General features: G+C 40.8%; 20 protein-coding genes and 1 pseudogene. 13 read left to right on the plus strand and 8 right to left on the minus strand.

Annotation, left to right across the window (positions count from 1 at the left end; all coding sequences use genetic code 11):
* The first annotated feature begins 3 nt into the window (after positions 1-3).
* Positions 4-2760 carry a hypothetical protein gene (locus G500_RS0119490; RefSeq protein ID WP_027003758.1) on the plus strand — a complete coding sequence of 919 codons (2757 nt, stop codon included), beginning with the start codon at positions 4-6 and terminating at the stop codon, positions 2758-2760.
* A gap of 3 nt (positions 2761-2763) precedes the next feature.
* Positions 2764-4152, plus strand: coding sequence for a hypothetical protein (locus G500_RS0119495; RefSeq protein ID WP_027003759.1), 1389 nt, complete (start codon positions 2764-2766; stop codon positions 4150-4152).
* Between the two features lie 86 nt (positions 4153-4238).
* On the opposite strand, the gene G500_RS0119500 is transcribed toward G500_RS0119495, so the two are convergent.
* Complete coding sequence (locus G500_RS0119500; protein ID WP_027003760.1) at positions 4239-4418, minus strand: hypothetical protein; 180 nt, start codon at positions 4416-4418, stop codon at positions 4239-4241.
* A 260-nt stretch (positions 4419-4678) separates the two neighbouring features.
* Between G500_RS0119500 and mtaB the strand changes: the two genes are divergently transcribed.
* Together mtaB and bshB1 are read left to right on the plus strand one after the other, a co-directional pair.
* The gene (gene mtaB / locus G500_RS0119505; RefSeq protein WP_027003761.1) at positions 4679-5989 is read left to right on the plus strand and encodes a tRNA (N(6)-L-threonylcarbamoyladenosine(37)-C(2))-methylthiotransferase MtaB; all 1311 of its coding nucleotides are present in this window, start codon (positions 4679-4681) and stop codon (positions 5987-5989) included.
* A 32-nt stretch (positions 5990-6021) separates the two neighbouring features.
* Complete coding sequence (bshB1, locus tag G500_RS0119510) at positions 6022-6750, plus strand: bacillithiol biosynthesis deacetylase BshB1 (protein ID WP_027003762.1); 729 nt, start codon at positions 6022-6024, stop codon at positions 6748-6750.
* Between the two features lie 100 nt (positions 6751-6850).
* Here bshB1 and asnS read toward each other — a convergent pair whose 3' ends face one another.
* Both asnS and clpX read right to left on the minus strand, forming a co-directional pair.
* Positions 6851-8299: an asparagine--tRNA ligase gene (gene asnS / locus G500_RS0119515; protein ID WP_027003763.1), complete on the minus strand. Its 1449-nt coding sequence runs from the start codon at positions 8297-8299 to the stop codon at positions 6851-6853.
* Between the two features lie 105 nt (positions 8300-8404).
* Positions 8405-9646: an ATP-dependent Clp protease ATP-binding subunit ClpX gene (clpX, locus tag G500_RS0119520; protein ID WP_027003764.1), complete on the minus strand. Its 1242-nt coding sequence runs from the start codon at positions 9644-9646 to the stop codon at positions 8405-8407.
* Positions 9647-9980: 334 nt separating this feature from the next.
* Here clpX and G500_RS0119530 point away from each other — a divergent pair, with 334 nt between their 5' ends.
* Complete coding sequence (locus G500_RS0119530; protein ID WP_027003765.1) at positions 9981-11168, plus strand: mechanosensitive ion channel family protein; 1188 nt, start codon at positions 9981-9983, stop codon at positions 11166-11168.
* Positions 11169-11326: 158 nt separating this feature from the next.
* On the opposite strand, the pseudogene G500_RS26400 reads toward G500_RS0119530, so the two are convergent.
* The 4 genes and pseudogenes from G500_RS26400 to G500_RS0119550 all read right to left on the minus strand — a co-directional run bounded on the left by G500_RS26400 (position 11327) and on the right by G500_RS0119550 (position 14500).
* Positions 11327-11674 (minus strand): annotated as a pseudogene (locus G500_RS26400) (type II toxin-antitoxin system PemK/MazF family toxin).
* Positions 11661-11870 (minus strand): hypothetical protein, encoded by a 210-nt coding sequence (locus tag G500_RS25810; protein WP_027003766.1) that lies wholly within the window; start codon positions 11868-11870, stop codon positions 11661-11663. The pseudogene G500_RS26400 and the gene G500_RS25810 overlap by 14 nt, the downstream one beginning before the upstream one ends.
* 246 nt (positions 11871-12116) lie before the next feature.
* Positions 12117-12965, minus strand: a complete 849-nt coding sequence (locus G500_RS0119545) for a hypothetical protein (protein ID WP_154657237.1) — start codon at positions 12963-12965, stop codon at positions 12117-12119.
* Positions 12966-13150: 185 nt separating this feature from the next.
* Positions 13151-14500, minus strand: coding sequence for a UDP-glucose dehydrogenase family protein (locus tag G500_RS0119550; RefSeq protein ID WP_027003768.1), 1350 nt, complete (start codon positions 14498-14500; stop codon positions 13151-13153).
* A gap of 153 nt (positions 14501-14653) precedes the next feature.
* On the opposite strand from G500_RS0119550, the gene G500_RS0119555 reads away from it, so the two are divergent.
* The 5 genes from G500_RS0119555 (at position 14654) to G500_RS0119580 (ending at position 19344) form a co-directional block, all read left to right on the plus strand.
* Positions 14654-15754: a hypothetical protein gene (locus G500_RS0119555; RefSeq protein WP_027003769.1), complete on the plus strand. Its 1101-nt coding sequence runs from the start codon at positions 14654-14656 to the stop codon at positions 15752-15754.
* 11 nt (positions 15755-15765) lie between these two features.
* Entirely contained in the window at positions 15766-16476 is a 711-nt protein-coding gene (gene deoC, locus G500_RS0119560; RefSeq protein WP_027003770.1) for a deoxyribose-phosphate aldolase, read from the plus strand.
* A 237-nt stretch (positions 16477-16713) separates the two neighbouring features.
* Positions 16714-17196 carry an NUDIX hydrolase gene (locus tag G500_RS0119565; RefSeq protein WP_211220183.1) on the plus strand — a complete coding sequence of 161 codons (483 nt, stop codon included), beginning with the start codon at positions 16714-16716 and terminating at the stop codon, positions 17194-17196.
* Between the two features lie 382 nt (positions 17197-17578).
* A complete protein-coding gene (locus G500_RS0119575; protein ID WP_027003772.1) occupies positions 17579-18571 on the plus strand; it encodes a polysaccharide deacetylase family protein in 993 nt (330 codons plus the stop codon).
* A complete protein-coding gene (locus tag G500_RS0119580; RefSeq protein ID WP_035758243.1) occupies positions 18571-19344 on the plus strand; it encodes a formyl transferase in 774 nt (257 codons plus the stop codon). The genes G500_RS0119575 and G500_RS0119580 overlap by 1 nt, the downstream gene beginning before the upstream one ends.
* Before the next feature lie 19 nt (positions 19345-19363).
* Here G500_RS0119580 and G500_RS24350 read toward each other — a convergent pair whose 3' ends face one another.
* Positions 19364-19819: a DsrE family protein gene (locus tag G500_RS24350; RefSeq protein WP_051203935.1), complete on the minus strand. Its 456-nt coding sequence runs from the start codon at positions 19817-19819 to the stop codon at positions 19364-19366.
* Positions 19820-19944: 125 nt separating this feature from the next.
* On the opposite strand from G500_RS24350, the gene scpB reads away from it, so the two are divergent.
* From scpB to G500_RS24365, 3 genes are all read left to right on the plus strand, one after another.
* A complete protein-coding gene (gene scpB, locus G500_RS25345; protein ID WP_051203938.1) occupies positions 19945-20943 on the plus strand; it encodes an SMC-Scp complex subunit ScpB in 999 nt (332 codons plus the stop codon).
* 54 nt (positions 20944-20997) lie between these two features.
* Complete coding sequence (locus G500_RS24360) at positions 20998-22425, plus strand: pseudouridine synthase (protein ID WP_051203940.1); 1428 nt, start codon at positions 20998-21000, stop codon at positions 22423-22425.
* A 79-nt stretch (positions 22426-22504) separates the two neighbouring features.
* The gene (locus G500_RS24365) at positions 22505-24112 is read left to right on the plus strand and encodes an ABC transporter permease (protein ID WP_051203941.1); all 1608 of its coding nucleotides are present in this window, start codon (positions 22505-22507) and stop codon (positions 24110-24112) included.
* Positions 24113-24189: the final 77 nt, after the last annotated feature.

Consider the following 24189-nt stretch of genomic DNA (forward strand, 5'->3'; position numbering starts at 1 on the left):
AATATGAATCATAATCGTGCATTCGCTTATGGCTTTCTTGCCTACATTCACGAAACAAACGAAAATTTTAAAGACTTTTCAGATATTTTTGTTCCTTTGGTGAAAAGGGTACTTTCTGAACTTTACGCCAATGGGACTACAAAAGGCATTTTGGATGAGTTAAAGAAAGCTATAGATAACAAATATGGTCTTGATATGCCTTATCCAATGGTAAAAAAAATTACTCAAAAAATTGCCAAAGAATATAATAATAATAATGCTGTAAATTTTCAAGCATTTGAGAATGACGGTTCATTTATTATGAGAAACTACATTTTTGCTGATTATGAAGATGATATTTCTGCACAAGAACAAGAAATAGATTTAATACAAGCAGGTTTTGAAACATATCTACAAAGCAAAGGTGTAAAATTAGAGAAAACTCCTTCTATTTATGCTTACATTGAAAAAAATAAGCAATCTCTGTCTAAGTTTTTTGCTCATAAAAATGAAAATATTAATAATGAAGAAACAGAGTTACTACAAGCAGATTTTTTACGTTCTGTAAAAGAAATTCCCAATATGTTTAATCCACTTAAAAGAGTCTATTTAGGTTCTATTATTGCAAGTTATCTTGAACTAAAATTTGAAAATCTACCTGATAAAATAGAGTTTGTATTAGACACAAATTTTGTAATCAGTTTAATAAATCTAAATTCTACTGCATCATTCCACACTTGTAAAAAAATAGTTGAAATATGTACCCAAATGGGACATAAATTGTCTGTTTTGCAAGATACAATAAATGAAACTAAAAATTTATTAATGAGATGTGCAAGCGAGTATGAAACATCCTTTTTAGCAAAGAAGATAGATGAAGAAAGTGTTTATGGTGCTTGCGACAGAAACAAGTATGGTAGAACTGACTTAGAGAGAATTGCACACAATTTTCAAGAAGATTTAACTTTAACTTATCAGATTAACATTCTTCCTCATACTGAAACTTATCAAAATAAGGCTAAATATAGTAAAGAATATGAAATATTAAAAGAAAGAGAAAAAAAACAGAAAAAACAAGGCTTTTTAGGTGCATTACACGATGCAACTGTTATTGAGTATGTTAAAGCTAAAAGAGATAATAGATATGTTGCCAACTTTGAGGATGCGAAATGCTGGTTTGTTAATTCAATAAGTGATATGCCTTATTTGCTTTCATTACAAAAGGGTAATCAAGGTAATGTGATAAAAGCGGAGGATTTAGTTAATCGTCTTTGGCTATCTAATCCTTCTGTGATACCTTCAAGTGAAATTGCAGAGTTAGGTTTATCAAGGCTAATATCAGGAACTATTAGTAACGCTACACCAAGTGCTAAGACACTTAAAAAATTAGATGATAAATTTCAAAAATACGCTAAACAAAATAACATTTCAGATAAAGAATGTGCAAGAGTAGCAATGGCTTTATCTGAAAAAACAATTGAGAATTTGAAGTTAGTGGATGATTTATCACAAATAAATGATGAAGTTGCTTTTGCTGAAAAAATTAACTTTACATTGAAAGAGTATGAGAAAAAAGAGCAATTAGAAGAGGAAAGAAGGCAACAATTTATAGAGCAAATCAAAAATGAAGTTGATGAAAAACTCAAACAGCATACCGAAGAAAGCAAAAAAAGGACAGACGAACAAAAAGTAAATTATGAAAAGAGCCTAAAAAGACAGGAAAGAGACTTAAAAAGAAAGTCAGATGAAGAACTTTTTAAGAAAGAACAAGAAAATTATGAAAATCTAACAAGAGCCTACCGAACTCTCAACGAAGTTAAAAAGTCTATTGAAGGAGAAAGTAGTAAAACTCGTATTCAGTCATACATTCTGCTAACAGTATTTTTCCTGTTAACTTTTATTGGTTATGGTGTTTTGTCAAATAATTATGTATTTGTGTTGCCATTGCCTTTTATAGTATATGTGTCATATTTGATTTTTAAATATGGCATTTCTGTCTTCAAAAGTAGAGAGTTTAAAGACAAGATTAAAAGGAAAATCTTTGAGAAAAGAAATTTTAATTACCAAGACTATAAAGATTTGGAAAATAAAATTACCAAATCAAAAAATATAATTGATGGAATACCGACAGTATTAGTAGAAGGAAAATCTGATGAAATTATTATAAAGGAAGTAATTAAACTGTTTGCACCTAACCTTCATACTTTTGTTGCAGTGCGTTGTAATTTTGATGATACAGGTGGTGCAACTTGGTTAAAAGATGAAACCATACGATTTATAGAGCAAGGCAACACCAAAATTTTCAGTATTTTTGATGATGATGACGCAGGAAGTCAAAAATACAACCCTATTGAGGAAAAATTAAAAAATTACCCAAATACCAAAATAAAAGTAATAAAAGGTTATTTTACTAAACCTAAACATATTACGTCTTGGCTATCAAAGGATGTAAAAATACCTATTGCACTCGAAGAAATGTACTCTGGAGCATCTTGGAACAAAGCAAAAGAGTTAGGTTTTCTTGAAAAAAGAAGTGCTGATGAAATCTCTTTGTTATGCCAAGATTATAAAAAATGGGACAAAGGAAAACAAAATGTTTCAGAGTTACTCAAATCACTTGAAAATAACGAGGCTTTTATTTTTTTAGAAAATAAAGTCAAAAAGTCATCAAAGATTTCTTTTGCAAATCATATTTCAAGTATGAATGAAACCGAAAAAAATGAGGCTCTACAGCATTTTAAAAAATTAGCAGAAGAAATAGAAACTTTTTTCAACCAATAAAAAATGAAAAATAATCTTTGGTTTCTTACAGAAGAAAGACCAAAAAAAGAAGTCTTAGCCACTATCTTTCAAAAATTTGCGAAGGATTACGGCTTTGCGTGCTTTATAGATAGTTTGCGAATTTTACCCATTTTGGAAAATGGCAAATTTACTTTCACTTACGAAGTAACGGGTTTTCGTTGCAATAAAGTGGATAAGGTTTTCATTAAAACTGTTTCAGGAAATTCAAGTTTTACCGATTTTTTGATTTTCTACCAAGAAAAAGAGCCTATACAAAGCGATACGCCTATTTATGCCATTGAAGAAACCAAAACAGACGACAAAGAAAGCCGAAATACAGGCGTGTATCAGCGTTGTAGCAAGTTTGTTTTTATCAAAAATTATTACCCAAACGTAAAAATGATAATGCTTTACAATTTACAAGTAGAGCAAAAAGAAAAGCCAACTGAAACCTATATTTTTGGAACAAGGCTTTTATTGACTTTGGGCGTAGAAATTTTAGGTAAAAAATTAGACGACATCCTATTTGTACCTTTTGAAAATATAGACGAAATCATTGATTTTAAGGCAAATATGCGAAAAGCTCCTGTGGGAAATGTGCCGATTTTACTCACCAAATCAAAAACAAAAATTGAAATTTCGGGCAGACTGTATAAAAGTGGCGGACTTTCTCACGACCCAAATATTGGGGCTTTGAGTATCATTTGTGCGGTTTTACGAAAGTTAGGCTGGACAAAAAAAATAGAAATTACACAACATGGATTAGAACAACAGCATGTAGGGAAAACTAATAAATTTATCCAAATTGCTAATAAATTGGATATTTCTTTACAAAATTTGACTATTCCGAAAGCAGAATTAAATGAAAATTATTGGAAGTATGACATCGAAGGTGAAAAATTGGGGACGATTTTTATTCATTTAGTAGTAGAAAACTTTACGCAAGGTGAGTCCATTTTTGAAAACCACGCAGGAAGCGAAAAAGGTTATTTCATTACCAAAGAAGGCGATACTATTCCGTTGGCAAAATACAAAGACAGAGAAAAATATAAGGAAGGCGACAAAGACCAAATCATTCACATTCCTGACCTAATTTTAATAGATTTTGGGCGTAGTGAAGTGATAAATATAGAAGGTAAAAAATACAAATTTCGTTCACAAGGTATTGCAGAATTGGCAAATTATGATTTTATTGAAAAAAACTATATTAAAAAATATTATCCAAAATTCAAAATTTTGCGAACTGTTGTGTTGTATGGCAGTACAGAACGGCAAATTATTGAAATAGAAGTTGGTTTCCTGCTCAACGAAAATGGCAAACTTATTTTAGGCATCAAAGCCCCCAAACTTTTCCAAGAAGCTATCAAAAACTTATTAGATTTTTGGAATTGAAAAAGGGAAAATAGCAAGTAGTATTATATTTGTTTTAAATTTTGTGTTTTTTATTGGATTAAATACTTATAAAGTATGCAAAAACATTAAAACTTTTTATATTTTTTTGTTTTTAAAAATAAAAAATCAAGCATAAATAAGATAAAAATAAGACATATATTTTCCCAAGCATGGCTGACATAGCCTCCAAATCCGTAGAAACCTGCGTCTTTGTAGAATACGACCAAAAATCCTACGACAAGAAATAACAATCCTGTAATTTTCATTTTTATACTTTTTTGTGAAAAATAAACTATAAATTCAGTTTATTGTTATTTGTTTATAGCAAGTAATCGCATACCTCAAACGCTCCATTCCCTCCAAGCCTTTCAAGATTCAAAGGTTTTTTTAAAAAACGCCGAAAGGCAAAAGTTTTTTAAAAAACCTCGCCGACGGGCAACGCCCTCGGCGACGGTTATGTGCCATTTTTTCGTACCTTTGCCGAATCTTTGGTTTTCTTTGTGTCAATCGTTTGAAAAAAAGACTCGTGAGAAAAGTAGCCTTTTATACGCTGGGCTGTAAGCTCAATTTTTCGGAAACTTCCACTATCGCGCGTCAGTTCGAATCGCGTGGCTATCAGCGCGTAGAGTTTGAAGAAACGCCTGATGTATTTGTTATCAACACTTGTTCGGTAACGGAAAATGCCGACAAAAAGTGCAAGCAAATTGTCAAGCAGGCGAAAAAAATCGCGCCCCATAGCTTTGTCATCATTTTGGGCTGCTATGCCCAACTCAAACCGCAAGAAATTGCGACGATTCAAGGGGTAGATGCCGTCTTGGGGGCAGCCGAAAAGTTCCGCCTTTTCGAGGTCTTAGATGATTTTTCACACAAAGAAACGGTGCAGGTCTGTGCCTCCGAAATTTCGCAGGCAAATACTTTCACCGCTGCTTATTCGCTAAACGACCGCACGCGCACGTTTTTGAAGGTGCAAGACGGTTGCGACTACAACTGCTCTTTTTGCACCATTCCCTTAGCGCGAGGGGCAAGCCGAAGCGATACAGTGGAAAATGTAGTAGAGGCAGCCCGCAAGATTGCCGCTTCGGGGGTGCGCGAAATCGTACTCACAGGCGTAAATACAGGCGATTTTGGCATTATCGAAGGGGAGCGCAAAACCGATTTTCTGACCCTAATTCGCGCCTTAGACCAAGTGGAGGGCATCGAGCGGATTCGCATTTCGTCCATCGAGCCGAACTTACTTTCCGATGCCATCATCGAATTTGTGGCAAGCTCAAAACGCTTTGTTCCCCATTTTCATATTCCCCTGCAATCGGGTAGCGACACCATTTTGCGTCTGATGCGAAGACGCTACAAAACGGCTCTTTATGCTGATAGAATTGCCAAAATCAAAACCCTGATGCCAGAGGCTTGTATTGGCGTAGATGTCATTGTCGGCTTTCCACAGGAAACACAAAAGGAATTTTTAGAAACCTATCAATTTCTAAACGAATTGCCTATTTCCTACCTGCACGTCTTTACTTATTCGGAACGCCCTAATACGAAGGCTATCCAGATGCAGGGCGTAGTCGAGCCTGCGGTGCGTGCCGAAAGGTCGAAACAGTTGCATATTTTATCGGATAAAAAACGTCAGGCTTTTTATCAATCTCAAATGGGAAAAGAGTTGGTCGTCCTTTGGGAGCAGGAGGTAAAAGAAGAAAAAGTTTTCGGATTTACGCAAAATTATGTCCGTCTTTCTGCACCCTATCAAAGCCATTTGCCCAACCAACTGCAAAGCGTCGTCTTAGGGCAATGGGAAGCCGACGGCACTTTGCAGGCTCTTGCGCCTTCTTTTGCAAAATAAATTTAACATAAAACACGAAAAATAAAATCGCTATGAAACTCGATATTTTAGCCATCGCCGCCCACCCCGATGATGCCGAACTAAGTTGTGGCGGCACTTTGGCGGCTGCCGTTGCCGAAGGTAAAAAAGTAGGTATCCTCGACCTAACGCGCGGTGAATTGGGTTCGCGCGGCAGTGCCGACTTGCGTCAGAAAGAAGCGGTGGCGGCGGCGCAAATCTTGGGGCTTAGTATGCGCCAAAATGCAGGCTTTTCCGACGGATTTTTCAAAAACAACAACCGCCATAAATTGGCTATCATTCAGTATCTAAGACGCTACCAACCCACTATCGTATTGGCAAATGCACCTTCCGACCGCCACCCCGACCATGGGCGTGCTGCACAATTAGTGCGCGAAGCCTGCTTTTTGAGTGGCTTGGCAAAGATAGAAACGCGCTTCGAGGGGGAAATTCAGACTGCCTTTCGTCCTAAACAACTTTTTCACTACATACAAAGCGACTACCTCACCCCTGATTTTATCCTCGACATCTCACATACTTGGGCTACCAAAATGGAAGCCATCAAAGCCTTTAGTTCGCAATTTCACAACCCCGATTATCAAGGTGATGGCTCTGATAATCAGACTTTTATCTCCTCGCCGCGCTTTCTCTATTTTCTCGAAGCACGCGCACGCGAATTGGGGCAGGCAATAGAAGCCGACTATGGCGAAGGCTTTATCAAAAGTAAGGCTTTGGGCGTGAAAACTTTATCGGCTTTTTGGTAACGGCAGTCCAAAAGTGTTTCTGTTAGCAACATTGCTATTTTTTTATTTTATAGGCGCAAAAAAAAGACATAACATCGAGAAAATGTTATGTCTTTTTTTACTAAAATTCCGCATTTTTAGGTGTTCTTGGAAAAGGAATGACATCGCGGATATTGCCCATGCCCGTAACGAAAAGAACAAGCCTTTCGAAACCTAAGCCAAAACCTGAATGAGGAACACTTCCGAAACGGCGCGTATCAAGATACCACCATAGCTCCTCGCTAATGCCCATTTCGTCTGTTCGGGCTTGCAATCTTTCCAGACGCTCCTCCCTTTGTGAGCCACCTACAATTTCCCCAATGCCGGGAAAAAGCACGTCCATTGCCGATACAGTTTCTTTGCCGTCTGCCAATGGCTCATCTTCTCGCATGTAAAAGGCTTTGATTGCTTTTGGATAGTTGGTAAGAATGACTGGTTTTTTGAAATGCTTTTCTACCAAATAACGCTCATGCTCGGATTGTAAATCTACGCCCCACTTGACATCATACTGAAATTTCTTCTTTTTGTAGTGATTTGATTGCAGTAAAATATCAATCGCCTCTGTATAAGTGAGTCGCTCGAAATCATTTGCCACCACAAAGCGGAGCTTTTCAATAAGTCCCATCTCTGCCTGCTCTTCTTTTTTCTTCTGTTTGTTTTCTTTTTCAAAACGCTCATCTAAAAATTGCAAATCATCAGCATATTTTTCTAAGGCAAAATTGATGAGATATTTTAAAAAATCTTCTACCAAATCCATATTATCTTTCAAATCATAGAACGCCATTTCAGGTTCTATCATCCAAAATTCGGCTAAGTGGCGGGCAGTATTTGAGTTTTCGGCGCGAAAAGTGGGACCAAAAGTATAGACTTTGCCCAAACCCATTGCACCTAATTCCCCTTCGAGCTGTCCCGAAACGGTTAAGTTTGTGGCTTTGCCGAAAAAGTCGGCTTCGGTGTCGATTTTACCTTCTTTTTTGGGCGGATTTTCCAAGTTTAAAGTCGTAACTCTAAACATTTCACCTGCACCTTCGGCATCAGAAGCGGTAATGATAGGAGAATGCCAATAGTAGAAACCGCGCTCGTGGAAATATTGGTGAATGGCAAAAGCCAAGCCGTGTCGGATTCGGAAAATTGCCCCAAAAGTTTGGGTGCGCATACGCAGGTGTGCATTTTCTCTCAAAAATTCCATCGAGTGTGCCTTCGGCTGCATCGGGTATTTTTCGGCATCAGAAGCACCCAAAAGGGTTATTTTTTCCGCCAAAAGTTCTACATTCTGCCCTTTGCCCTGTGAGGCTACCAACTTTCCCTCTACTTTCAAAGAAGCCCCTGTATTCCAATCTTTTCTTACTTCTTCACTAAAATTATTCACATCTGCCACTACTTGCAAATTGTGAATCGTAGAGCCATCATTGAGATTGATGAAACGGACATAGGCATTGCCTCTTTCGTTTCGTATCCAACCCTGCACTGTAATTTGGGTATCGCGTAGCTCGCTTTTGGTAAGAATTTCGTCAATAGAAAGGCGTTTCATAGAAAGGAATAAGCGTTTGAAAATGAAGAAAATAAGAACTAATAAGGGCTTTTGGTCATTTGTGGGACACAAACAACGGCGAACCAAACAACGGCGAAGCCAATTTTAGGAAACCTGTTGTAGGGCTTGCATAAAGTCGGAGGCAATAAGTTGCGCCTCTACATACTCTTTGTCTATATGCAGGCTACGCTCGCCGCTCGAAGGGGCATCATACATGGCGTTGAGCATAATGGCTTCACAGATAGAGCGCAAACCGCGTGCGCCCAAATTGAAGGCGACGGCTTTTTCTACGATATAATCGATGGCTTCTTCTGCAAAGGTAAGCTCGATGTTTTCCATCGCAAAAAGTTTTTGATACTGCTTGGTGATGGCATTTTTGGGTTCTACCAAAATTCGACGCAAAGCCTCCGCATCAAGCGGATTGAGGTGTGCCACCACAGGCAAACGCCCGATAAGTTCGGGTATCAGACCAAAAGAACGCAGGTCTTGGGCATTGACAAATTTCATCAAATCCGACCCTTTGAGGTCTTGCTGTGAAAAGCTCCCTGTCGATTTTTGTTTGAAGCCCAAAGAACGCAAGTTGATGCGTTGTGCAATCTTACGCTCGATGCCATCGAATGCACCGCCGCAGATGAAAAGGATATTTTCTGTATTGACGGCAATCATGCGCTGTTCGGGGTGCTTGCGCCCGCCCTGTGGGGGGACATTGACGATACTGCCTTCTAAGAGTTTGAGCAAGGCTTGTTGTACGCCCTCACCACTGACATCGCGCGTAATGGAGGGATTGTCTGATTTGCGTGCGATTTTATCTATCTCATCGATATAAACGATACCGCGCTCGGCAGCTTCTACGTCGTAATCGGCGGCTTGCAAAAGGCGCGTCAAGATGGTTTCTACGTCTTCGCCTACATACCCTGCCTCGGTAATCACCGTTGCGTCGGCGATACAAAATGGCACTTGTAGCTTTTGGGCTAAGGTGCGTGCTAAAAGGGTTTTGCCCGTTCCCGTAGAGCCGACTAAGAGGATATTCGATTTTTCAATGCGAATGTTATCTTGTCCTATTTTTTGGGAAAGACGCTTGTAGTGGTTATAGACGGCTACCGACAAGACCTTTTTCGCCTTTTCCTGCCCAATGACATACTGGTCTAAGTGAGCAGTGAGTTCGCGTGGCGTGATAAGACGTGGCGCAAAGTTATTGCTTTTGACGGTCTTTTGCTGTTGTGTCAGAATCTGGTGCGCTTGCTCGATGCATACATCGCAAATATTGACCTTTTCGTCTGCGCCTTCCACTAAAAGTTGGCGCGTACTCGCGGGCGCACCACAAAATGAACATTTTTTTGAAGCCATTATCGTTTTGTTTCTATCTACTAAAATACTGCAAGAAGATTTTGGGCATGCAAAGGTAGTCATTTTATTTGGAAAACACAGAGTTGCTTCTTCGATGAAAACTTCTGCCGCCGCTTATAGATTTTGCAAAGTATAGGCAGGGGCAAATCTCAAAACAAGAAAAACGATTTGTTGGGTGCGATTTCGCTACAAAAAGTTACGGTTTGGTTTTTGTCTGATTTTTTGCACCTTTGTAGGCATAAAAAATTAGGGTTGTGCGTCTGAACCCAAATTTAATTTAAGCGTGTTCAATCCTGCACGTTTGACTTTATCACGTTTGATTTTATTTTGAGCAATGGAAAAATTTTTAGCGTACCGTTTTTATGACAACACTGCCCAAGAATGGCTTTTGGCTATGGGCGTTTTCGCTGCTATTTTGTTGGGAGGCTTCTTGCTTCTTTTTCTGCTTAGAAAAGGCGTTGGGCATTTGGCAGACCGTACTTCCACCAAAGTAGATGACATTATTTTAGAGCGCAGCCACAAACCCTTAGTTATTTTTATTTGCATTGCTGCCCTCAAAATGGCTTTGAAGATGCTTGCCTTTTCTGATGCCTTTCACGAACAGTTTAATAATTTTCTATACCTTTTCCTAACCCTCAATGCAGCGTGGCTTTTGGTGCGTGTGATGGAAGCCTTAGCCGAGGAGTATTTGATGCCTTATAGCAAAAAAAATGGTTCTCAATATGTGTGGCTTCTGCCGATAGCCAAGCGCGTTATCAAGGTCTTGATTTGGTCTATTGCCCTTATCGAGGCTTTGAGCAATGCTGGATACGACATCGCAGGGCTTCTAACGGGCTTAGGAATTGGGGGTATTGCCATTGCGATTGCGGCAAAAAATACGGTCATGAATATTTTTGGGGGGATTAACATTATCGTAGTGCGCCCCTTCAAAATTGGCGACCGCATCTTGATAGACGATTACGACGGCTTTGTGGAAGACATCGGACTTAGCACTACTTTCATTCGCCGTTTTATAGACAATACCTTAGTGGCGATTCCGAATAAAACATTTAGCGACAAGGAAGTCGTCAATATTTCGGCAGCACAAGGTGTTAGGGCTACTTTTCTATTGCATCTGCCACTTTCGCTTACGGCTTCACAGTTGGGAATAGCGGTAGAACTGTGCCAACAGGCAATAATCGAGGGCGAGGCTACGCATCAGGAGCATATCGTTGGGGTCAAGCAAATTTCAGAAATGGGAATCGTCTTAGAGGTTATTTTTTATGCCCGCCCCGAATTTGGGATATGGAAGGCACGAACCGAAACTACCCAAAAAATCCTCGCCGCCTTTCAAACGCATCAAATTCCGATTTTGGTCAAGGCTTGGGCAGTAGATGGTTTGCAGAGCCAAACCTATGAAACCTATGTAAAGAGGAGCGCGTCTTTTTTGTCAGACCAAAAAGAGGACGAAGCCACTCTTAACCAAGTCAAGACCTTTAAGCGCAACCCAACAACAGACGACGACGACGATTTTGGCTTTTAGAGGTTTTTAACTTAAAACCTTTAAAGAAATATTAGAAACAACAGCCTCCTCGACTACAAGTTGAAAAAACTCTACGTAATCTGCTTGTTGGGACTGATAGCAGTGTGAGGAATACGGGTTTGTACTGTTTTTGAAAATATTAAAGACCGCACCGCACGCTATTCTTCATCAAGCGATAAAACTTTTATAAGCCCTTTTTGTATTTCAGTCATTACCGTTTTAGAAACGCCCCCCATTTTCTGCATAAACCTACTTTGAGAAACTGACCTAACCTGAAAACAGTCTGCTGCTGATACTTTATCTAATGCGTTTTTTTTGTTTGGTTCTATTTTTATCATCTAAGGTGCAATTTGACACCTGTCCTTCCATTCTGTTACTGGTACGATAATTCTCAATGGCAACTTTCCCAAGGCATTGCTATTTACAATGATTGCAGGTCTTGTCTTTTGCATTTCCGCGCCTACGGTTGGCTCAAGATTTATGAGCCATATTTCACCTTGTTTCATAAAAATTTTCAGCGTCAAGATTTGTAAATGCTGTTAGTTCATTAGCTGTAAGATAATCGGTATATAATTTAGCCGCTGCCATTTTCATCTGCTCTTCTTCCTGTTTGCGTATCAAGCACATTGAACGCTCAATGACCAAGAGGCGTTTCTTTATGGGAATTTTTTGGATTTCTTCTATTAGGTCTTTTGTTTTCATGGTTAAAATGGTTAGTTTAAAACCGCATAAAATTAAGAAAGTAGCTCCACTATAAAACGTAAGGTAGGTGTGAAAAGTTTTTCCTTGTGCATTTAAAATACAAAACCCCAAGTAAGTTTCCAAACGCCCTCTAAGAAGGAACAAAGACGGATACAACAACTCTACCTATTGAGTTTTTTATAGGTGGCAGATGAAATCCTTTTCAGGGTCATAACGTCATCAAACTTGTGTCCCCCCATCAGACCATCACCCCAAAATCTTGCCTTTGGGATAGAAATAGGCGATACTTTCGGCTAACTGTTTTTCTATGTAAGAGGCTTGCTCGAAGGGTAGGGCTTTAAATTGCGACTCGACAAGGTAAAGGGGTTGCTCTTTTTGAAGGGCTGCTTCCTGCTGATTTTGCGACCAGCTAAGTTCGAGAAGGTCGCTAAATTCCTGCGTGCGCATAAGTGGCTGTTTGAGCCAATCTTCGTATCGCCAAAAGCACCAATGCGGATAATGGCGTTGGTAGTGGCGAATAATATCTGCCATGATTTGCCAATAGGCGGTTTTCTTTTTGAAGTCGGGCAGTTGGGCGTGCATCAGTTTTTCTATGCGTTTGGCTTGTAGTGGAAAAAAATGCTCCACAAGGGCTGGCTGATTGCCAAAATTGTTGAAATCGGGCATCTCTTCCTTGCGGCTTAGGTAAAATAGAGGGTGTTGTATCAAAATCACGACCTCGATATCAAATTCGGCATCTAACCACTCCAACAACAAAAGCGTGCGTGGCTCGAAGAGAAGGGGCAGGATTTGTGGCTTTTTCTTCTTCAAAAAATAAGACTCATAACCCGCTTTGAGTTGGGTGTAAAAATTGCGCCAACTGCTGGCAGGTTTGGCAGGCGAAGGAGGGTGCGGCAACGATTTTAAAAAAGCCTCGCTTTTCAGTTGTAGCGGCTGATGGGTTGTGTTTTGGAATGGAAATTCCAACGGCGTAGGTAGGAACGTTTCCCAATCCAACGCCTGTAAATCTAATTCAGGGCAATGCGCCAAAACAGACGAAAGCCAATTATTTTGAGTCTGAAACAAACCCGTAACTACTACAAAAGAAGAACGCATAGAAATCTTCGAAAGGAGGCAAAATAGGAAAAGAAGCGACAAAATAGCGATTTTTAACAAAAGAAAAAAATAGCGTTGCCCAAATAGGAAAAACTTTGGCACGCTTAGAGAGAGCAGGGCGCACAAACTTTAAAAACTAACAGTTTTTTGAAAACTGTTAGTTTTCAAAGTTTATTAGTTTTGGTTTAAGCCTGCGGACGCAAAAGGGGAACAACCTTCTGCCTACCCATGCTTTCGTAATGCCAGTCCTGTGCCTGCATTTGCGCCAAATCGTAGATATTCCTACCATCAAAGATTACCTTTGCTTTCAAAAGACTTGCCATGCGGTTTAGGTCGGCTTCTTGAAAGACTTTCCATTCGGTTAGGATTGCCAAGGCGTCTGCATTTTCGAGGGCTTGATAGGGGTCTTGACAAAAAACAATCGACTTACCGAAGATGCGCTCGATGGCGGGCATGGCTTCGGGGTCGTGAGTGCGGACTTTTACGCCCATTTCCAGTAAAGCTTTCAAGATGTCGAGGGCAGGGGCTTCTCTGATGTCGTCTGTATTGGGTTTGAAAGCCAAGCCCCAAACGGCAATCGTTTTGCCTGCTAATTGATTTTGGAAGTAAGATTTTATCTTTTCTACAAAAAATAGCCGCTGTGCCGCATTTACCTGCATGACGCTTTTGAGGATTTTAAAATCATAGCCCTGCTCTTGTGCCGTTTGTGCCAAAGCCTGCACGTCTTTGGGAAAACAACTGCCCCCATAGCCGATACCTGCATTGAGAAACTTACTGCCGATACGTGTATCCGAACCGATACCAACTTTTACGGCATCTACATTGGCATCTAATTTTTCACAAAGATTCGCAATTTCATTCATAAAAGAAATGCGCATGGCTAAGTAGGAATTGGCGGCGTACTTCGTCATTTCGGCAGAACGCTCGTCCATGAAAAGAATTTGCCCCTGCGGATTTTGGCAATAAGGCGCGTATAAATCATACATCAGCTTTCGCGCCTGCGCCGAATCTGTGCCTACCACTACCCTATCAGGCTTCATAAAATCTTCTACGGCAAAGCCCTCGCGCAAAAATTCGGGGTTCGAGATAACCGCAAAAGGGGCTTGCGTTTCGGCTGCTATCAAGGCGCGAACTTTATCGGCAGTACCCACAGGAACGGTGCTTTTATCCACAATGACCTTCATTTCTGGATTGTCCAACTGGTTCAAAATCTTGCCTATTTCCTTCGAAACCCCCAAGACAAAGGAAAGGTCGGCTGCGCCATCGCCTCCCGGTGGCGTGGGGAGGGCTAAAAAAATGAGCGTAGAAGCGGCTACTGCCTCTGCCAACTGGTCAGTGAAATGCAGCCGCCCTGCGGCGATATTCTTTTCAAGGAGTGTGTCTAAATCAGGTTCATAGATAGGACATTCGCCCTTGCGAAGGCGTGCAAGTTTGGCTTGGTCTATATCTACACAAATGACCTGATTGCCTTTTTCTGCAAAGCAAACTCCCGTAACCAAACCTACATAACCTGTACCGATAACTGCAATGCGCATAATGGTGTGAAATTGAGATGAGAAATGAAATGCCGCAGCACAAACGCGCCTTTTTTGGTGGCAAAAAACTAAATTTGTAGCGACAAAGATAATAGAAGTAGGGCAATTTTGATGTGAAATGCCCCAAAACGTAGGACAAACTCGCCAAAAACCATGAGCGAACTCGAAAAAACGCCTTATCGCTTAGAAATCTTCACCCCTGAAAAAAGCCACTATTGGGATAGCTTTTTGGAAAAATTGCCTTATGCCCACTTCTTTTTTTCGCGTACCTATCAGGCGCACCAAGCGGGCAGGTTTGAAGAAATTTCGATGATGGTTTGGAAAAAAAATACGCTTGTCGCGCTTTTGCCGCTTAATCTTACTTCGGAAAATTTGTCAGAAAAAAGACAGGAGAAAGACAAAGTCAAACCGATTGTAGCAAAAACGGCTATTTCCTACCAAGGGCTTTCCTTTGCAGGATTGCTCGCCTTGCCCACTTTGCGATATGAAGAAATGGCAAAAATTTGGGTGCTGATTTTGCGCTTTTTACAAGCCCAAAAAATACAAACCCTGCTCTATCATGCCTTGCCCGACTACCAAAATAATTTTGAAAATCAGGCAGTTCGCCGTATCATCTTTGCTTTGGGTGCAAAATTAGTTCGCATAGAAACTTCCGCTGTTTTAGATTGGACAAAGGAATTGCGATACGATTCACAGAAGAAAAGAAATTTGAAAAAAGCCCAAAAAAACGCGCTTGTTATTCAAAAAATTGTGCTTGCTTCCCAAAAGCCGCCTTCCTTTGAAGAAGTAGAAAAAATTAGAATTTTTTGGGAAATCTTACATCAAAACTTAGCCGAGCGGCATGGGAAAGAGCCTACTCATAGTTTTACCGAAATTTTGGGTCTGATGCAGCTTTTTCCGAAAAATATGTCGCTTTTTTTGGTAGAAAAAGAAAAAAAAATTGTGGCAGGGGTGCTATTTTTCCAAACGCGCACTTGCCTTCATGCGCAGTATATCGCCAGCAATAGCGTAGGGCGCAAGGCTTTTGCCTTAGATTTTCTCTTTGACCAGATTTTGCAAAATCCACTTCTTTGGGACATCAGAAAAGGCGACCAAGTGCCATTTTTTTTCAGTTTTGGCATCAGCCAAGTACGACCAAGTGGGAAAACAAACTTAAATTTGCTACGTTGGAAAGAGGGTTTCGGCACAAAGGCTTTTTTACACGAATCCTATCAAATTGATTTAACTCAAAAAATAGAAATTTCGGAAATATAAAATATCAAAATATGCAACATCAAGATTTTGAAAAACTCGCGCCTTTTATAGAGCAGACCAATCTTTCGCCGCTTTTTTCGGAAAAAGACTTAGAAAATTTGATAGCGGAGGCAAAAAAATATGCTTTTGGGGGCATCTGTCTGTCGCCTTTTTGGGTAAAAAAAGCCAAACGCGAACTACAAGGGCTTGATACAAAGCTCGTTACGGTAGTTGGCTTTCCTTTGGGTTTTCAAAGAACGGAGGCAAAATTGAAAGAATTGGAGATAGCCTTATCAGATGGCGCGGACGAAATAGATATGGTCATGAGCCTAACTGCCTTTAAAATTCCGCAGCCGCAGTGGGCAAAGGTAGAAATTACGCGTTTGGCAGAAAGGGCGCATCAGGCAGAAAAAATCTTGAAAGTGATTGTAGAAACGGCGTATCTCAATCGTGAGGAGCTAAGTTTGGCAGCGCAAATTTGCATGGAGGCAGGGGCGGATTTTATCAAAACCTCAACGGGCTTTGCCCAAGTTGGTTTCCAACCGCAGGACTGTCTGCAAAATCCTTTGGGCGCAAAGATAGAAGATGTTGCTTTTTTAAATCAAATCATAAAAGGAAAAATAGGCATCAAAGCTGCTGGTGGCATCAAGACGGCTGCACAGGCGCGGGCGTTTTTGCAGGCAGGGGCAGAGCGCATAGGCACTTCTTCGGGAGTGGCGATTTGTAGCGCGGAGGTGCAATAGAAAACGAAAAGCTATCTTATCTTAGCAACTTGGGGGCGGCTTTTTTGTAGAAAACAAGCCGAAAAGCGTTTTTTACCGCCTTTTTGTCAGGTTTTGAAACTTATTTCTCAAAAAAGGACTTATATTTGAGTGCTTCTCCATACCCAACCGAACAACAAGGGCAAGCCTGCCGCCTAAAAAAGGCTACCAGATTGTGTTGCCCCAATATCTTATTTGCTTTCTCGAAAAAATGCCAAAATGACCCTAACCCCACCTCTGCCTTCCGAATTGATTGCGGAAACCGAATCGAGTTATTTATACCCTTCTTGCTTGCGTCCTGCCGATAGGGTAAGTGTTTTTGCCCTTACGCCTGCACAAAAAGTCGTTTTTTTACAAGCAGATGTGGCGGGACAAGTCGAGCTTCCACAGGGTTGTATTTTGGCACAAGATGCAACGCCACTTGAAGCCGCCAAGCGCGAATTATTGGTACAGACGGGCTACCAGGCATCTAAATTTTTGAAAACTGCCGTTTTGCGTTATAGCCCCTTAGAAGGAAACGCGCTCAACTACTGTTTTTTAGCCATAGAAGCCTATCCTAAAAATAAGGCACGAGGCGTAGTGGAATATGAAGTAGGGCAGATGCGCGAATTGATTGCCCAAGATGCTTTGCGCTATCCTGCCGATATTGCCATTATTTGCAGTGCTATCGAAAAAATCAAAGACAAAATCAGCCTCAAATAGCCAAAAATGGCGAAACTAATTGAAAGGCTTTTTGGCTTACCTTTTGGGTGTGCTTACTTTTATTCTATTGGCGGCAGGTCTTGGTTTGGGAATTGACGCATTGCAAATAAAGTAGTATTTCTTTTGTTTGTAAATATTTTGAATTTATAGTTTTAATTTTAATAAAATTATTTGTAAATGAGTTTTTTTAAAAAATTAACTATATGTAAAAAATAACTCTGCATGCCATTACAATAGTACCAAATTTAACGCTAAAAGTTTACAGGTTAAGAGCGTTTTGCAGTGCTTTTGTTTTTATTTCCTATATTTGTAGGCGGTGTTTCAAATAGTCAAATGCCGCGTTCTTATCACTTGATAAAATTTTATCTTTACATTAAACAATATGAATAAAAGAGGAAAATTTGTAATTTCATTAGACTTTGAACTCATGTGGGGAGTACGAGATAAGCGCACAGTAGAGGACTATGGGGAGAATCTTTTGGGAGTTTGGGAAGCACTCCCTAAAATGCTTGCGTATTTTGAAAAATACAACATAAAAGCGACTTTTGCTACCGTAGGTTTTTTATTTGCTTCTTCAAAAGAAGAACTGTTGTTATTCTGCCCGCAAAGCAAACCCAACTATAGAAACGCACAACTATCGCCTTACAACGAACATTTTGAATTACTAAAAGAGGCAGAAGACAAATATCATTTTGCTTCTGAATTAGTTGAACATATCCGAAAATACCCCAATCAGGAGATTGCGACTCACACTTTTTCTCATTACTATTGTCTTGAAGCGGGGCAAACTAAGGAAAACTTTAAAGAGGATATATTAGCTGCAATTGAGATAGCGAGGCACAAAGGTATAGATATTAAAAGTTTAGTTTTTCCAAGAAATCAGTTTAATAGTGAGTATATAGAGGTTATCAAAAATTTGGGTATTACTTCTTATAGAGGAAATGAGCGAGTCTGGTTTCATAGCGCAGCCAACCAGCAGGAGGAAAATTTAATAAGAAGAGCTTTCAGGCTGTTAGATTCTTACGTCAATATTTCAGGTCATAATTGCTATTCGATAGCAGATATCGTCAGGCAGGATTTACCCTTTGATATTCCATCAAGCAGATTTCTGCGCCCTTACTCTTCAAAACTAAAATTCTTTGAGCAAGCACGATTGAGGCGAATCTTAAAAAGTATGACTTATGCCGCTCAACAAGGCAAGATATATCATTTGTGGTGGCATCCACATAATTTTGGGATAAATATAGAGAGAAATTTTAGTTTTTTAGATAAAATACTTATGCATTATCAAACACTAAAAACAAAATATGATTTTGAAAGTATTACCATGAATGAGTTAGCTATCTTTTTACAAAACACAAAAACAAATAAATAATGGACAAAAAAATTATTATGCTCACTGAAGGAGGGCGATTTTCAACCTACCTTTACAACGCACTAAAAGAAGACTTTTCTATTGCAGGAGTAGTAGTGGAGGACAAAATAAGTAAAAAAAAATTGCTAAAAAATAGAACTAAAAAACTTGGCTATGTAAAGGTGCTTGGTCAGATTTTTTTTCAAATTTTTGTTCAAAAAACATTAGAATATACATCTAAAAAAAGAATAAATTTAATAGAATTAAACTACAATCTTAATAAACAAGCCATTCCTTCTCAGATTATAAAAAAGGTAGAGTCTGTCAATTCCAATTCTTGCATAGCCTATTTAAAGGCAGAGAGTCCCGACATTGTAATTGTAAATGGAACAAGAATTATATCAAAAGAAGTATTAAATAGTATTGACGCTCTCTTTTTAAATATACACACAGGCATAACACCTCAATACAGAGGAGTGCATGGAGGATATTGGGCTATGGTTTGCCAAGATGCGCAAAATTGTGGAGTTACGGTTCATTTTGTAGATAGCGGAATAGATACAGGAAAGGTTTTGCTCCAGAGTAGGATAAATCCCACCTCAAAAGATAACTTTGCAACCTATCCCTATCTTCAAATAGGAGAGGGCATTATCTTAATGAAACAAGCGATTTCTAACTTATTGAAAGATGAAATCCAAACGCAAGACCGTAGCAGTCAAGAGAAGGGAAACCTTTGGTATCACCCTACTATATGGTTTTACCTATACAAAAGACTAACGAAACGTATAAAATAGCAGACTCTTCCAACTTTGCTTACTGTCCCAACTTGACATATTTCCAGCCTTTTTCTTGTTTAAGGACAATTTCGGCAATGCCTGCCTTTACGAACATAGAAAAGGTTGCCAGTTCGCTTTTTTCTATTTTGCGCTCGCGAAGGGTATTTTCACAGACTACCATTTCTACCTTTTTTTGTTGTTGTAAAAGTTCTAACTCTTTGATAAACAAGCCTTTATCTATCAAGAGGGCATCTACACCGCGCCCATGAAAGACGAGGCGAATTTGTGCCTTCGGTAGGGCTTGGGTTAGGTTGTTGAGATTTTTGAGCAAGCCTTTTTGCGCCAAGCTATCCGATTGTGTAAATTGTAGGATAATTTTGTGCTTTTTGTGGGAAAGTGCAGCATCTTGCGCCGCCGCTTTTTCTGTTGTCGTAAAAAATAGCAGGCAGGAAAGTAGCCAAAAGATGCGCCAAGTGTTGGGTCTGATTTTCATAAGAGCGTTTTTGGTGGGCAGATTTAAAAATAAAGCCTAAGAGAAGGCAAGGAAGGCATAAAAGGCGATTTTTTGTGTAACAAAAGTTACAAAGGCGAAGAAATGCAACTCAAAAGTTTTGTTTTTTGGAAAATTCTTGTAAAAAGCCTACCTTTGCCAATTCTTTTGTAAAGGGCAAATTCGCCTGTGGCTTGTTTTGCCAAAAGGTAAGCCGCGCCCTTGCAAATCACTATCAAAACCCTGCCTTTATGGGAGCAGAAGAGATGGAGCAATCCGACCTGCATCTTAGACAAGAGCCAACGCCTGACTCAACTTTTCAGCCTACTTCTATTAGTCCGATACTCTTAGGGCAAATAGAGGCACTGATTTTTTGCGCCCATCTGCCCCTCAAATTAGAGGAAATGCAGCGTATTTTGCAATCTTACTACCAAGTGGAGCAGCAGGCAGAGCCAAGTCATTTTGAGCAAGAGTCTATACAAGAGCCTGCCCAAGATTCAAACCAAGCCCAAGCCGCCCCCTCTGCCCTTGCTGCCTTTCAAGGAATTTCGCCCGACCTTAGCCTACCCACTTTGGAAGCGCATCTCGAAGCCTTGATTTTGCGCTATCGCCAAATGAATAGCGGCATGGAGATTTGCGCCGTAGCAGGTGGGTATCAATTTCTGACCAAACCCCAGCATGAGCCACTACTTCACCATTTATTGGCACAACGCACCAAGCGCAAACTCTCTAAATCGGCTTTGGAAACCTTAGCTTTGATTGCCTACAAACAGCCCATTACCAAACAAAAGATAGAAGAAATCAGGGGCAGCAGTGCCGATTATGCCATTCAGAAGCTATTAGAAAATGAGCTAATTGTCATCAAGGGCAAGGATACGACAGCTGGTCGTCCTACCTTATACGCCACTTCCAGCAAGTTTATGCGCTATTTCGGTATCCATACGCTCAAAGATTTGCCCATTCCCGAAGAGGTATTGAGCCAAGAGCAGGAAGCAGACGCTTTGGAGAGCCTGCCTGCCTTCCGCCTGCGTACCAAAGAAGGCACGCTCAAAGAAGGCTCTTTAAAGGAGATTTTAAAGAAAGAATCACCCCAAGAAGATGCGCCTGACGATGTCGCCCTTTTCTAAACCCGCCTTTCCCACTTTGTACCTTTCAGACCCATCGCCTTCAGACCCAAAGAAATGAAAAATAGAAATTCGAATTTTAAAAAAGACACGCCTTCGGAAAAAAGAAACGCCCAAGCGAAACCTTTTGCCAAAAGAGAGCAAAACCTGTCTAAAAACGAAGCCAACCCCAAAAGAGAAGCACGCCCTTCGAACAAAGACACCAACAGAGATACGCGCTTTGATAAGCCTAAGCGCGAAGGAAAGCTCGACAGCAAGTTTGAGCCAACCGAAAAACGACGAAGAACAGACGCACCCACACAGAGAAAAGCGGCTTTCCAGAAAAATACGAACCCCAAGCATGCCGACCGAAACGGCGAGAAGTCTGATAAGGATTTTGGAAAAAACGACCGAAAGAACTTTCACCCCACCGACCGCCCTGTCGACCGTTTTACGGATAGGCGCGAGAAGGGGAGCAGGCAGCAGGAGGGAGAATTGTCCCAAAGAGATGCCTTGCGTTTGAAGGCAAAAACAAACCCCAAGGCGGCTCAAAGGTCTAATTTTAAGCCTAAATCGGGTGCTGAATCTGATTTTGAGGCTGACAAAAAGACAACAAAAGGCTCTGATTTTAGAAAAACTACGCGCTTTTCTGAAAGGAAGCAAACAGAGAGAGGCGAAAGAAACAGAAACCAAGACGAAAATCCTAAGCGTAGGAACTTTGCCAAAGAGAGCCGAAATACGAAAAGCGGACGCACCAAAGGCGTGCAAACCGAAGAGGACACGCATTTTATACGCCTCAACCGCTATATCGCCAACTCTGGACTTTGTTCAAGACGCGAAGCCGACAAACTCATTGCCAAAGGTGCAATTAGCATCAATGGCAATGTCGTAACCGAGTTGGGCTACAAAGTTTCGCAAAAAGATGTGGTACAATATCGCGATAAAGTATTGCGAAAAGAGCGCAACGTCTATATTTTGCTCAATAAGCCCAAAGATACCCTGACCACTACCCAAGACCCACAGGGCAGACCTACCGTCATGGATTTGGTGCGTGAAGCCTGTTTAGAGCGCATCTATCCCGTAGGGCGATTGGATAGAAATACCACAGGCTTGCTTTTGCTCACCAATGACGGAGAGATGGCGAAAAAACTTTCGCACCCTTCTTATGGCGTTCAGAAGATTTATCGAGTAGAATTAGATAAGCCCTTTGTGGATACCGATTTTCAGAAGTTGGTCGAGGGCATTACCCTCGAAGATGGTTTTATCAAACCTGACGGTATCGCCATTCTAACGCCCGATAGAAAGACGATAGGCGTAGAACTGCACAGCGGTAAAAACCGCATTGTGCGCCGCATGTTTTCGCATTTGAGCTATGAAGTAGAAAAATTAGACCGAACCGTTTATGCAGGTCTGACCAAAGAAACGCTTTCGCGTGGGCAGTGGCGTTATCTAAGTGAAAGAGAAATTATTAGGCTTAAATTCTTTACCAAAAGAACGATTGGTTAAGGCAAAACCCTAAGCGTCTTCAAGAGGCTTAGGGTTTGCTGTATCGCCTTTGCCCAAATCCATTTATGACTCCCTATCTATGAACATTTGGCAAAAAACTGCATTTCTCTGTCTTTTTATCCTGCTTCTGCCGATACTCTACTTGCTTTTTCACCTTTTTGCAGAAGAGAGTAAGGCGTGGCAGCATATCACCGAAAATTTATTAGGACTTTACCTACAAGGCTCGCTTGTGCAGCTTGGGAGCGTACTTTCGCTCACGCTCCTATGGGGAGTTCCCTCGGCGTGGCTTGTCGCGACGACGGATTTTTGGGGGCGGCGTTTTTTTTCGTGGGCATTGTTGCTGCCTTTGTCCATTCCCGCCTATATTTTGTCTTATACCTATTCGGCTACTTTATCTTATACGGGCAGTATCGGCATTTTTCTACGCCAACTCAATGGCGGCAACTTCCTCGATACGGGGATTCTCTCTTGGCAGGGGGCGGCATTGATGATGTCTTTGGCACTCTATCCTTATCTTTTTGGTATCAGCAAGGCGGTTTTCGAAAAGCAGTCGGCACAGGCTTTGGAGGCGGCTTGGCTTTTGGGCAAAAACCGCTACCAAACCTTTTTTCAGGTCGCCCTTCCTTTGGCGCGTCCTGCCTTAGTGGGGGGGCTTTTTTTGGTAGGAATGGAGGTCTTGAATGAATATGGCACGTATAAATATTTTGGAGTCAATACTTTCACTACGGGTATTTTTGGTGCTTGGGCAAAATTTGGTGACGTTACGGCAGCGATTCGCTTGGCGGCTTGTCTGATGCTCTTTGTGGGTTTGTTTATCCTCTTCGAACGCTACCAGCGCGGTCAGGTCAAGGTTTCAGACCAAAGGAGTGTGCCGCTTTTGCGCAAAAAGTTGAATTGGGGCGAAACGCTATTGGCATATCTTGCCTGTGGGCTGCCTTTTTTTTTAGGTTTCCTCTTGCCTTTTGTGCAAATTGCCGTTTGGTTTTTTCATTCTTTTGCGCAAATATGGACAGATGCGTTTTGGGTGCTGATGCGCAATAGCGTCTTGCTTTGTCTGGGGGCAAGTCTGCTTACGGTGCTGGTGAGTTTGCTACTCACTTACAGTCAGCGATTGGGAAGTAGTGGCAAAAAAGAAGGACTTTTTTGGGGACGCTCCCTGATTTGGCTCAACCGTTTGGCGAATTTGGGCTATGCAGTCCCCGGTGCTGTTATTGCTATCGGTGTGCTGGCAATGTTTTTGGCTTTCGACAAGGGCATCAAGATTTTTTTAGCAACACAGGGCATTAGCATTGGCTTTGTGTTTTCGGGTACAATTCTCTCGCTACTTTTAGCCTACCTTATTCGCTTTTTAGCCGTTGCTTATCAGTCGGTAGAAAGTGGCTTCGAAAAAATCAATCCGCACACACAGGAGGCGGCGCGGCTTTTGGGTAAAAATTCGCTTTATACGTTGGGGCGCGTCATTTTGCCACAATTACAACCTGCCCTGCGGACTGCCCTTATTTTGGTTGCCATAGATGTAATGAAAGAATTGCCACTTACGCTGATTCTAAGACCTTTCAACTTCGATACTTTGGCAACGAAAGCCTATGAATTAGCCGACCAAGAATTTGTGGCAGAGGCGGCTGTGCCTTCGCTGCTTATTATTTTATTGGGATTAGTACCTATTGTTTTATTACAAAAAAAGTGAAAAAATATAAAATCTATTGTAGCAACGCTCCGCGTCTATCAAAATAAGAGAGAATTGGCGATTATCAAATTGGTAAC

Source organism: Hugenholtzia roseola DSM 9546, assembly GCF_000422585.1.
GTDB classification, from domain to species: Bacteria; Bacteroidota; Bacteroidia; order Cytophagales; family Bernardetiaceae; genus Hugenholtzia; species Hugenholtzia roseola.

Bases quoted from the DNA above. Each gene is read 5' to 3' on its own strand.
- G500_RS0119490 (WP_027003758.1), top strand. From the start codon at position 4: ATGAATCATAATCGTGCATTCGCTTATGGCTTTCTTGCCTACATTCAC.
- G500_RS0119495 (WP_027003759.1), top strand. From the start codon at position 2,764: ATGAAAAATAATCTTTGGTTTCTTACAGAAGAAAGACCAAAAAAAGAA.
- G500_RS0119500 (WP_027003760.1), bottom strand. From the start codon at position 4,418: ATGAAAATTACAGGATTGTTATTTCTTGTCGTAGGATTTTTGGTCGTA.
- bshB1 (WP_027003762.1), top strand. From the start codon at position 6,022: ATGAAACTCGATATTTTAGCCATCGCCGCCCACCCCGATGATGCCGAA.
- asnS (WP_027003763.1), bottom strand. From the start codon at position 8,299: ATGAAACGCCTTTCTATTGACGAAATTCTTACCAAAAGCGAGCTACGC.
- clpX (WP_027003764.1), bottom strand. From the start codon at position 9,646: ATGGCTTCAAAAAAATGTTCATTTTGTGGTGCGCCCGCGAGTACGCGC.
- G500_RS0119530 (WP_027003765.1), top strand. From the start codon at position 9,981: ATGGAAAAATTTTTAGCGTACCGTTTTTATGACAACACTGCCCAAGAA.
- G500_RS25810 (WP_027003766.1), bottom strand. From the start codon at position 11,870: ATGAAAACAAAAGACCTAATAGAAGAAATCCAAAAAATTCCCATAAAG.
- G500_RS0119545 (WP_154657237.1), bottom strand. From the start codon at position 12,965: ATGCGTTCTTCTTTTGTAGTAGTTACGGGTTTGTTTCAGACTCAAAAT.
- G500_RS0119550 (WP_027003768.1), bottom strand. From the start codon at position 14,500: ATGCGCATTGCAGTTATCGGTACAGGTTATGTAGGTTTGGTTACGGGA.
- G500_RS0119555 (WP_027003769.1), top strand. From the start codon at position 14,654: ATGAGCGAACTCGAAAAAACGCCTTATCGCTTAGAAATCTTCACCCCT.
- deoC (WP_027003770.1), top strand. From the start codon at position 15,766: ATGCAACATCAAGATTTTGAAAAACTCGCGCCTTTTATAGAGCAGACC.
- G500_RS0119565 (WP_211220183.1), top strand. From the start codon at position 16,714: ATGACCCTAACCCCACCTCTGCCTTCCGAATTGATTGCGGAAACCGAA.
- G500_RS0119575 (WP_027003772.1), top strand. From the start codon at position 17,579: ATGAATAAAAGAGGAAAATTTGTAATTTCATTAGACTTTGAACTCATG.
- G500_RS0119580 (WP_035758243.1), top strand. From the start codon at position 18,571: ATGGACAAAAAAATTATTATGCTCACTGAAGGAGGGCGATTTTCAACC.
- G500_RS24350 (WP_051203935.1), bottom strand. From the start codon at position 19,819: ATGAAAATCAGACCCAACACTTGGCGCATCTTTTGGCTACTTTCCTGC.
- G500_RS24360 (WP_051203940.1), top strand. From the start codon at position 20,998: ATGAAAAATAGAAATTCGAATTTTAAAAAAGACACGCCTTCGGAAAAA.
- G500_RS24365 (WP_051203941.1), top strand. From the start codon at position 22,505: ATGAACATTTGGCAAAAAACTGCATTTCTCTGTCTTTTTATCCTGCTT.